Origin of the sequence: Daeguia caeni (assembly GCF_042653845.1) — a bacterium.
In the GTDB taxonomy this organism is placed as follows: domain Bacteria; phylum Pseudomonadota; class Alphaproteobacteria; order Rhizobiales; family Rhizobiaceae; genus Brucella; species Brucella caeni.
Genome location: NZ_JBHSEL010000120.1, coordinates 45,327 through 54,845, shown reverse-complemented (window position 1 = coordinate 54,845; position 9,519 = coordinate 45,327). Strand labels below are relative to the sequence as shown.

Sequence of the window (9,519 nt, the reverse complement as noted above, 5' to 3'; positions counted from 1 at the left end):
CGTCACAAGCTTGGATGGTCATCTCCTCAATCAGGCGAATGACGAGGCGTATCGCAAAAATGGAATTTTGAGTCGGGCTCTAACAGGCCGCACAAGAAAACAGAACTACCCCGTGGTTGCATGATTATGTTGTGGTTGTGCTTTTGCCGGCACAATTGACTTGGCACGTGTGGCGTGCCACCTCTCCACGGTGCCATTGCTTCGTCAGGTGGCGGCGTCCGGTGGCACTGGGAGAAGGATGTGAATACGATCAATGCAACTGGCTTGGAAAAGCCACGGCAAATGCTGGGCAGGCGTTTGCGTTCAGAAATGTGGGCCGCACTCAAGCTTGGCTGGCCCCTGATCCTGACCAATATTTCGCAGGCAGCCCTGACGACGACCGACGTCATCCTGATCGGCAGGCTTGGCGCAGATACACTTGCTGCCGCCCTGCTTGCGATCAGCTTCTATCATTCGATGATGATCTTCTCCATGGGGCTGGTCTCGGCTGTCATGCCGATGATCGCGATCGAGCTGGGCAAGAACCGCTTTTCCGTGCGCGATGTCCGCCGCACGGTGCGACAGGGGTTCTGGGCCGCCGTCATGGTGAGTCTGCCCATGTGGCTGTTGCTCTGGCATGCGGAAGATGTCTTCCTGCTGTTTGGACAGCGGCCGGATATTGCGGCCCATGCCGCGCAATTCATGCGCACGCTGCAATGGGCACTTCTGCCTTATCTTTGCTATATTGTGCTGCGCTCATTCTTCGCCGCAATGGAGCGACCCTTATGGACGCTTCTGGTCGCACTCATATCCATTGTGTTCAATGTGTTTGCAGCCTGGAGCCTGATTTTTGGCCATCTTGGTCTGCCGCGGCTTGAGCTGATGGGGGCAGGTATTGCCACGACGCTTTCAAGCCTCATGATGTTCCTTGGCCTGGCATTTGTCCTGTACAAGAACCGGAAATTCCGCCGCTATCACCTGTTTGGCCGCTTCTGGCGACCCGATTGGGCGCGGCTTGCCGAACTCTGGCGCATCGGCCTGCCAATGGCCTTCACCTTTGTGTTCGAAACCTCGATCTTCTATGCCGCCGTGCTGATGATGGGCCGCATCAGCCCGACCGCCATGGCCGCTCATGCGGTGGCGATACAGATTGCCTCACTCAGTTTCATGGTGCCGCTTGGCTTTGGTCAGGTAGCAACGGTGCGCGTGGGGCGCGCCTTTGGTGCGGCCAGAAGCGATGCAATCAGCCTTGCCGGATGGAGCGCCTATATGCTCGGTGTTGGTTTCATGGGTATCATGGGGCTTCTCATGGTCACCGTGCCAAGGCTTTTCATCGGCGCCTTTCTCAACCTTGACGATCCGGCCAATGATGCCGTGGTGGAACTTGCCGTCACCTTCCTTGCCTGTGCGGCACTGTTCCAGATTGTCGATGGCGCACAGGCGGTTGCCGCCGGCATGCTGCGCGGCCTGCGTGATACGCGCATCCCCATGTATCTCGCTCTTTTTGGCTATTGGGGCATTGGCCTGCCGCTTGGCGCCCTGCTTGCCTTTCCGCTCGGCATGGAAGGGGTTGGCATCTGGCTTGGCCTTGCTGCGGGGCTGGCAGCTGTTGCAACATTGATGACCTATCGCTGGATCAGGCACATCAGACATGTCGCAGCCGGGATGGCGTCAGGCGAGCCGGTAATTTACGGCTGATATTCACGGCCCGGGACGGCAAGAGGGTCTGCACATGAAAAAGCCGCAAGGGGCGCGCCCCTTGCGGCTTTCATGCAATAGAGCAATTCGGATTTTCGCTGAAACGCTGACTTGCCCTAACATTTTGTTTTCGCATTTCCGGACGGAAAACCGGTTTCCACTTTTCCTGGACTGCCCGGGGACCGGCTGGTTACTTGGTCAGCGCCGTGACACGGTCAAGGGCTGCGCCAAAACCATTGAGCGAAACCTTGAAATTGACCGGCTGGGCAGGGTTCAGCGCAGTTGCGGCAACATTGAGCGTGGTGCCGGCTTTCAGGGCTGCTGTCTGCTTGGCGTCAAAGCTGACGGGTGCAAGGCAGCCCTGTGGCAGGCAGGTGGAGAAGGCCAGGGAAGGGCCGCTCGCATCGTCGATTTTCAGCTGTGCCCCCTTGGCAAGGTCAAGGCCGAACGGCATCAGCAGAACGCCTTCTACCTTGCCGCCCGCAACATTGCGCAGTTCAACGGTCAGAACGCGCTGTCCCTCTTTCGTGCCCTGTACCTGCTGCAAGGCGCAAACAGTGGCGTCCTTCTGCGACTGGCAGGATACGGTCCAGTCCTGAAACGTCTCCTGCAATGAGCTTGCGCCACCCGGCAGCGGCGCGGCCTGTGCCCCAAACACCGTCAGCGCGGAAACGATGAACGAAAGACCATACACGCTTTGTTTCTTCATGTAATATCCCTAGCATAAATGTCGATGGTTGCAGTTGGACTGAAGTACAGTTACAGGATTTCAAACATAATTGCAGCAGATTTTCAATATAAAAAATTTTTTTTATATTGAAAATCTGCGAGAATCTTTGTGATTAATATTTAATAGCTGATATTTATTTATATAAAAAATAACATTTTAAAATTTCTTATCTGTATGTATGCATGTAATGGGTACATATTTATTTTAATTTTATTATATTTTATTTAAAATTAATAAAATAAGATGGTCTTTTTGCCGCAGCGCGGGGTGTGGATGCTGCTTCCCGGTGTGCGATATATTGTTGCTTGTGTTCTGCCGGTGGCGACATGAATATTGCTGGAGCTGCTTATGAAATTCTGGCAAAACCAGCATCAGGACGCGTCCGACAGCCTTTGTGAAAGGCGGCAGGAGACTGGCATGAACCTTCGATACCAGATTGTTGCACTGGCGATCATTCCGCTGATTGTCGCCATTTTGGCGGTGACTGCCTTCATCACCTGGCAGTCGACCAATCTTGTGCGCAGCTCCATTGCCACTTTCGAAAACAACATGCTGAAGGCCAAGGAGACCGAACTTCTCAATCTCACCAATCTGGCGTTGTCGGCCATACAGGATGTCTACGACAAGGCCGGGCCGGATGATGATGTCGCCAAGGACAAGGTCCGGCAAATTCTTTCCACACTCGATTATGGCCGCGATGGCTATTTTTTTGTCTATGATTATGGCGGCAACAATATTGTGCATCCGCGCCAGTCTTTTCGCCTTGGCCGCAACTGGCTCGATCTGGTTGATCCGGATGGTGATCATGTCATCGCCAATCTGATCGCCAAGGCAAAGGAAGGCGGTGGTCTGCACCGCTATAAATGGGAAAAGCCCTCGACAAGGCAGGTGGCGGACAAATTATCCTTCGCGGTTGGTCTGGACAAATGGCAGTGGATGCTGGGAACGGGCGTCTATCTCGATGATGTCTATGCCCAGACGGCCGCCGCCAATGCCGATCTGAAAGACAATATCCGCAATACGTTCCTGATTGTCAGCATGATTGCCGTACCGGCGGTCATGCTGGTTTTTGCCACCTGCATGGTGCTCAATCTGCGCGAAAGGCGCCTGGCCGACAGCAAGCTGAAGGAATTGGCGCAGCGCATCATCGATACGCAGGAGGAAGAGCGTAGCAGACTTGCGCGGGAACTGCATGACGGCATCTCGCAGGATCTGGTTGGTGTGCGTTATGCCATAGACCTGGCAAGCCGTCAGGTGCAATCAGGCTCGGACGGGGCGCCAAAGGCGATCGCCCGCGCTTCGGATGCGCTCAATGGCGCGATCAAGGAGGTGCGTCGGCTCTCCCATGATCTTCGTCCCCCAATTCTTGACGATCTTGGCTTGACGGTTGCGCTCAAGGCATTATGCGAACATTTCTCTGAGCGCACCGGCATAGAGACGCATTTCGAGGCAGGTTCATTCAAGGAAGCGATCAAGCCGGAGCCGAGCACGGCACTTTACCGTGTGGCACAGGAAGCGCTCACCAATATTGAGCGCCATGCTGGGGCGAGCCATGTCAGCATCAGCCTGCAGGGCCATAAGGGACTGGTAACGATGACGATTGTGGATGATGGTTGCGGCTTTGCCGAACGCGACATCAAGGCGCCGATGCTCGGTCTTGGCCTGCGCAACATGCAGGAGCGCATGGCGCATTTTGGCGGGGTTCTGATTGTTGAAACGGGTAGCGGTGGCACTGCCCTGACAGCGCGCCTGCCAGTATCTGCAACCATGGATCAGGACAAATTGCCGGAGGCAGTATGACACGCGATGGCAAAATCCGCGTTATGCTGGTCGACAATCACCAGATGGTGCTCGACGGCTTGCGGGCAGTGCTTGAAACCTATGATGAAATCGAGGTCGTGGCCGCTTCTTCAACGGCACGTGCCGCGCTGGAACTGGCGCCTTCCGTGCGCCCGGACATCGTGCTGATGGATATCAACATGCCCCATCTCAACGGCATTGATTGCATTGAACGCATGAAGCGGCAGGTGCCGTCGGCACGCATCCTGATGCTGTCCATGCATGACAGCCGGGAATATATCTCAACCTCGATCATGCGCGGCGCTTCAGGCTATATCCTGAAGGATGTCTCAACGGCTGAGATTGTAACAGCCATCCAGACCGTGGCGCAGGGCGGCACCTATTTTTCCTCTGGCGTCTCGGAGGCGCTGCTTGATGGCGGAGAGAAAAAGGCGCGCAATCTTTCCGCGCGGGAAAATGATGTGCTGGTCATGGTGGCAGATGGCAACAGCAACCGTGAAATTGCCGCCCGGCTCAATATTTCCGAGGCAACCGTGGAGACCCATCGCAAGAACATCAAGCGCAAGCTCGGCATTGCCACGACGGCGGGACTCACCCGTTACGCAATCGAAAACCAGTTGCACCTTTCCGATCAATGATTGATAATTTTGTTTGCGTTTTGCGCAATAAGATTTCGCAAACCCATTAGCGGCTTGTGACATCTACCCAGTATTGGGTAGCTGAATTGTCCTTATTTATTGCAGTCTTGCAGCCTGACCTTGCCACGCATATTCTTTTGCGCGAGGTGAGGAGGAACACCGGAAACTGTTTGGAAGGGAGGAGCGATGGCAGTTTTGCTGGCTTTGTCGCGTGCTATCGACGCAGCCAATAGTTTTATTGGTAAAGCAATATCCTGGTTCATTCTCGTGGCGGTGCTGATCAGTGCCGTCAATGCGGTGACAAGAAAGCTCTTCAGTCTCAGTTCCAATGCCTGGCTTGAGGCGCAGTGGTATCTGTTCTCTGCCGTGTTTCTGATTGCGGCTGGCTATACGCTGCTCAACAATGAACATGTCAAGGTGGACCTGCTTTACAGCCGCTATTCGCGCCGCACCCAGCTCTGGGTTGAAATTCTAGGCACGATTTTCTTCCTGATGCCGTTCTGCCTCATCACGATCTATCTTTCCTGGCCGGTGTTCGAGGCCAAATTCGCCAGCGGTGAGACGTCCAACAATACGGGCGGTCTGGTTCTGTGGCCGGTCTGGCTGATGATCCCGATCGGCTTTGGCCTGCTCGCCTTGCAGGGTGTCTCCGAAATCATCAAGCGCATCGCCATTCTTCAGGGGCGCATACCGGACAAGGTGGCCGGAGAAGACGCGGAAGCTGAAGCGCTCTGAGGGAGATGGTCATGCTTGCATTATTCACGGAAAATCTTGCGCCGCTGATGTTCCTGTCGCTGATTGTCGTGCTTCTGCTCGGCTATCCGGTGGCTTTTGGTCTGGCCTTTGTCGGCTTCGTCTATGGCTTTATCGGCATTGAACTGGGCCTTCTTCCGGCCAATCTGTTCGGCGCAATTCCCGACCGCATTTTCGGGCAGATGTCGAATGAAACACTGCTTGCCATTCCGTTCTTCACCTTCATGGGACTGATCCTGGAACGAAGTGGCATGGCGGAAGACCTGCTTGATACGATCGGCCAGCTATTTGGTCCGGTTCGTGGCGGTCTTGCCTTCGCCGTGATCATCGTCGGTGCGCTTCTGGCCGCAACCACAGGCGTTGTGGCGGCATCGGTCATTTCGATGGGCCTCATTTCGCTGCCGATCATGCTGCGCTATGGTTATGACCGCAGGGTTGCATCCGGCACCATAGCGGCTTCCGGCACGTTGGCCCAGATCATCCCGCCAAGCCTTGTTCTCATCGTTCTGGCCGATCAGCTCGGCCGTTCGGTGGGCGACATGTATAAGGGCGCGCTCGTGCCTGGCCTGCTTCTGGTCGGCATCTATATGGCCTTCATCATTGTCATGGCGATCCTGCGCCCCAACAGCGTGCCGGCGCTGCCACCCCAGGCCCGTTTGCTCAAGGGATGGAAACTGGCGCAGCGTGTCGTCATCTCGCTTGTGCCGCCGCTGGTGCTGATCTTCCTCGTGCTGGGCACGATCTTCATCGGCCTTGCAACGCCGACCGAAGGTGGCGCCATGGGGGCGGTGGGTGCGCTGGTCCTGGCGCTTCTCAACCGCCGCCTGAATATGAACATGATGAAATCGGCACTCTATGCCACGGCAAAGCTGTCGTCCTTTGTCATCTTCATCCTGCTTGGCGCGCGCGTTTTCTCGCTCACCTTCTATGGCGTCAACGGCCATTTGTGGGTTGAGCATCTGATGACATCGGTTCCGGGCGGCGAGATAGGCTTCCTGATCGTTGCCAACCTGCTGGTATTCTTCCTGGCCTTCTTCCTCGATTATTTCGAGCTGGCCTTCATCATCATTCCGCTTCTGGCACCCGTTGCTGATTCACTCGGCATCGACCTGATCTGGTTCGGCGTGATGTTGGCGATGAACATGCAGACATCCTTCATGCATCCGCCATTTGGCTTCTCGCTGTTCTATCTGCGTTCGGTCGCACCGTCGCGCGCCTATCGGGACAAGGTCACGGGCGAAACCATCCAGCCGGTCACTTCGGGCCAGATCTATCTGGGTTCGATCCCGTTCCTGCTGATCCAGCTTGTCATGGTTGCAGTCATCATCACGTTCCCTGGCCTGGTTACGCATTACAAGGGCAACCGTATTCAGGCCGATCCGGCTTCGATCCAGATCAATGTGCCAATGCCGGGTGCGGACGAAACCAATCCGTTTGGCACCGTTCCGGCACCGTTTGGCGCACCATCGGCTGAACCGTCAGCCGATCCGCTGCCCGCACCATCATTCGGCGTAACTCCGCCGCCAAGCTTCGGACAAGATACGCCACAACCGGAAAAGCCAGCACAATGAGTAAAGGTTTGCTGCTCAAAATCTGGCCAATGAAACAACAACAGTCTTGAGGAGGGAAAACATGAAACAGGATCTGAACCGTCGTAAGTTTTTGACCAAAAGTGCAGCCCTCGGTGTTGGCGCTGCCGCCGCTGGTGCAACCACACTGGCAACGCCAGCCATTGCCCAGAGCCTGCCACAGCTTCGCTGGCGCTTGACCTCTGGCTTCCCGAACAATCTGGATACCATCTATGGCGGTGCGGTCTACATGGCTGACAAGCTCAACAAGATCACCAATGGCCGTTTCCAGATCCAGGTTTTCCAGGCCGGTGAACTGGTTCCCGGTCCGCAGGCCATTGACGCCGTCCAGAACAAGACGGTCGAAATCGCCCATACCTGCGGCTACTATTTTACCGGCAAGAACCCGACCTTCGCCATCGGTACCGCCCTGCCATTCGGCCTCAATACCCGTCTGCAGAATGCATGGCTCTATCATGGCGGCGGCAACCAGCTTTATAATGAATTCCTGTCGGATTATGGCATTGTCGGCATTGTTGGCGGCAATACGGCAGCCCAGATGGGCGGCTGGTTCCGCAAGGAAATCAAGGGTCTTGATGACCTCAAGGGCCTGAAGATGCGTATTGCCGGCGTTGCAGGTGAAGTCATGTCGCGCCTTGGTGTGGTTCCGCAGCAGCTTCCGGGCGCTGAAATCTATCCGGCGCTCGAACGCGGCACGATCGATGCGGCTGAATGGGTCGGCCCATATGACGATGAAAAGCTCGGCTTCTACCAGATCGCGCCTTACTATTATTATCCGGCCTTCTGGGAAGGTGGCGCTGCCGTCCACTTCTTCGTCAACAAGGAGCTTTATGAAGGCCTGCCGGAAGACTACAAGGTTGCGCTCAACACGGCTGCCGAAGCTGCAACGCAGAACATGATCGCCTCTTACGACGTGAAGAACACCGCAGCCATCCGCTCGCTGGTTGGCAAGGGCATCAAGCTGCAGCCAATGCCGCGTGAAATTCTGGATGCCGCTTACAAGGCTGCTTTTGAACTCTATGAAGAGTACAACCAGAGCAACCCGGCCTGGGCCAAGATCTATCCGCAGTGGAAGAAGTTCCGCAGTGAAGCCTTTGAGTGGTTCCGCGTGGCTGAATTCACCTATGACAGCTATGTCTATGCGGCACAGGCCGCTGGCAAGTAAGCAGAAAGCGACAAAGGCCGGAAATTCCGGCCTTTTCCTGTCCGGGGTTGCACTGAAGCTCTCCCGTCAGGAAGGCAGGCGCAATGCTCCGGAGCCGGTTTCTTCTCCCGTATTGTTGCGGAAACGCATCCGCCTTGGGGTGTTCGAGAGCAGTTCCAGGAAAAGTGGGGACCGGTTTTCCGTCCGGAACTGCGACCAGCAATCAAGCAGTTCCAGGAAAAGTGGGGACCGGTTTTCCGTCTGGAGCTGCGGAAGAACAAGGGGGTGCGCGCAATTCAGCCTTCCCGTGAAAATCTGAATTGCTCTAGCGCGGCAGTTTCATGTGCCGGTTGACATCCTTGTAAAGCAGATAGCGGAACGGGCCTGGCCCCCCGGCATAGCAGGCCTGCGGGCAGAAGGCGCGCAGCCACATGAAGTCGCCTGCTTCAACCTCCACCCAGTCCTGGTTCAAGCGATAGACGGCCTTGCCCTCCAGTACATATAGACCATGTTCCATGACATGGGTTTCGGCAAAGGGAATGACCCCACCCGGCTGCAGGGTAACGATGGTCACATGCATGTCATGGCGCAGATCGGCTGGATCAACGAAACGGGTTGTCGCCCAGACGCCATTGGTGTCCGGCATGGGCGAGGGGAGGATATCCTTTTCATTGAGGAAGAGCGGCTCTGGAACGCCAAGTCCTTCAACAAACTGATAGATTTTTCTGATCCAGTGAAAGCGGGCGGTTTGGTCTGAATTGTTTTTAAGGCTCCAGCCGCTGGCGGGCGGCAGATAGGCATAGCCGCCCTCATCAAGGACATGATCCACGCCGCCAAGCGTGACGGTGATCTCGCCTTCCACCACGAACAGGACACCTTCTGCCCCGGCATCATCTTCCGGGCGTGTACTGCCGCCACCGGGCCCGACTTCCATGATATATTGCGAGAAGGTCTCGGCAAAACCGCTCATCGGCCGCGCAATCACCCAAAGCCGTGTCTTGTCCCAGAACGGCAGATAGCTCGTCACAATGTCGCTGAATGTGCCTTTCGGGATCACCGCATAGGCTTCAGTGAACATGGCGCGGTCGGTCAGCAATTGCGTTTGTGGCGGCAGACCGCCGGTTGGGGCGTAATAGTTCCGGCTCATCGTTGTTCCGTGGTCAGCAGGTCTTTCCAAAGGGGAAAGCG

8 protein-coding genes are annotated in these 9,519 nt (G+C 55.9%); 6 read left to right on the top strand and 2 right to left on the bottom strand.

The window, feature by feature from the left end; genetic code table 11:
- Positions 1-282: 282 nt before the first annotated feature.
- Entirely contained in the window at positions 283-1,677 is a 1,395-nt protein-coding gene (locus ACFO1V_RS12705; RefSeq protein ID WP_374833187.1) for an MATE family efflux transporter, read from the top strand.
- Between the two features lie 190 nt (positions 1,678-1,867).
- Here ACFO1V_RS12705 and ACFO1V_RS12700 read toward each other — a convergent pair whose 3' ends face one another.
- Positions 1,868-2,386, bottom strand: coding sequence for an invasion associated locus B family protein (locus ACFO1V_RS12700; RefSeq protein WP_374833185.1), 519 nt, complete (start codon positions 2,384-2,386; stop codon positions 1,868-1,870).
- Between the two features lie 438 nt (positions 2,387-2,824).
- On the opposite strand from ACFO1V_RS12700, the gene mctS reads away from it, so the two are divergent.
- The 5 genes from mctS to ACFO1V_RS12675 all read left to right on the top strand — a co-directional run bounded on the left by mctS (position 2,825) and on the right by ACFO1V_RS12675 (position 8,352).
- On the top strand, positions 2,825-4,207 hold the full coding sequence (mctS, locus tag ACFO1V_RS12695; protein WP_374833183.1) for a two-component system sensor histidine kinase MctS: 1,383 nt from the start codon (positions 2,825-2,827) through the stop codon (positions 4,205-4,207).
- On the top strand, positions 4,204-4,845 hold the full coding sequence (gene mctR / locus ACFO1V_RS12690; protein WP_374833181.1) for a two-component system response regulator MctR: 642 nt from the start codon (positions 4,204-4,206) through the stop codon (positions 4,843-4,845). The genes mctS and mctR overlap by 4 nt, the downstream gene beginning before the upstream one ends.
- Before the next feature lie 186 nt (positions 4,846-5,031).
- The gene (locus tag ACFO1V_RS12685) at positions 5,032-5,580 is read left to right on the top strand and encodes a TRAP transporter small permease subunit (RefSeq protein WP_374833179.1); all 549 of its coding nucleotides are present in this window, start codon (positions 5,032-5,034) and stop codon (positions 5,578-5,580) included.
- An 11-nt stretch (positions 5,581-5,591) separates the two neighbouring features.
- Positions 5,592-7,169 (top strand): TRAP transporter large permease, encoded by a 1,578-nt coding sequence (locus ACFO1V_RS12680; protein ID WP_374833177.1) that lies wholly within the window; start codon positions 5,592-5,594, stop codon positions 7,167-7,169.
- 61 nt (positions 7,170-7,230) lie between these two features.
- Positions 7,231-8,352: a TRAP transporter substrate-binding protein gene (locus ACFO1V_RS12675; protein ID WP_374833175.1), complete on the top strand. Its 1,122-nt coding sequence runs from the start codon at positions 7,231-7,233 to the stop codon at positions 8,350-8,352.
- Positions 8,353-8,656: 304 nt separating this feature from the next.
- Here ACFO1V_RS12675 and ACFO1V_RS12670 read toward each other — a convergent pair whose 3' ends face one another.
- On the bottom strand, positions 8,657-9,478 hold the full coding sequence (locus ACFO1V_RS12670) for a bifunctional allantoicase/(S)-ureidoglycine aminohydrolase (protein WP_374833173.1): 822 nt from the start codon (positions 9,476-9,478) through the stop codon (positions 8,657-8,659).
- Positions 9,479-9,519: the final 41 nt, after the last annotated feature.

Bases quoted from the DNA above. Each gene is read 5' to 3' on its own strand.
- ACFO1V_RS12705 (WP_374833187.1), top strand. From the start codon at position 283: ATGCTGGGCAGGCGTTTGCGTTCAGAAATGTGGGCCGCACTCAAGCTT.
- ACFO1V_RS12700 (WP_374833185.1), bottom strand. From the start codon at position 2,386: ATGAAGAAACAAAGCGTGTATGGTCTTTCGTTCATCGTTTCCGCGCTG.
- mctS (WP_374833183.1), top strand. From the start codon at position 2,825: ATGAACCTTCGATACCAGATTGTTGCACTGGCGATCATTCCGCTGATT.
- mctR (WP_374833181.1), top strand. From the start codon at position 4,204: ATGACACGCGATGGCAAAATCCGCGTTATGCTGGTCGACAATCACCAG.
- ACFO1V_RS12685 (WP_374833179.1), top strand. From the start codon at position 5,032: ATGGCAGTTTTGCTGGCTTTGTCGCGTGCTATCGACGCAGCCAATAGT.
- ACFO1V_RS12680 (WP_374833177.1), top strand. From the start codon at position 5,592: ATGCTTGCATTATTCACGGAAAATCTTGCGCCGCTGATGTTCCTGTCG.
- ACFO1V_RS12675 (WP_374833175.1), top strand. From the start codon at position 7,231: ATGAAACAGGATCTGAACCGTCGTAAGTTTTTGACCAAAAGTGCAGCC.
- ACFO1V_RS12670 (WP_374833173.1), bottom strand. From the start codon at position 9,478: ATGAGCCGGAACTATTACGCCCCAACCGGCGGTCTGCCGCCACAAACG.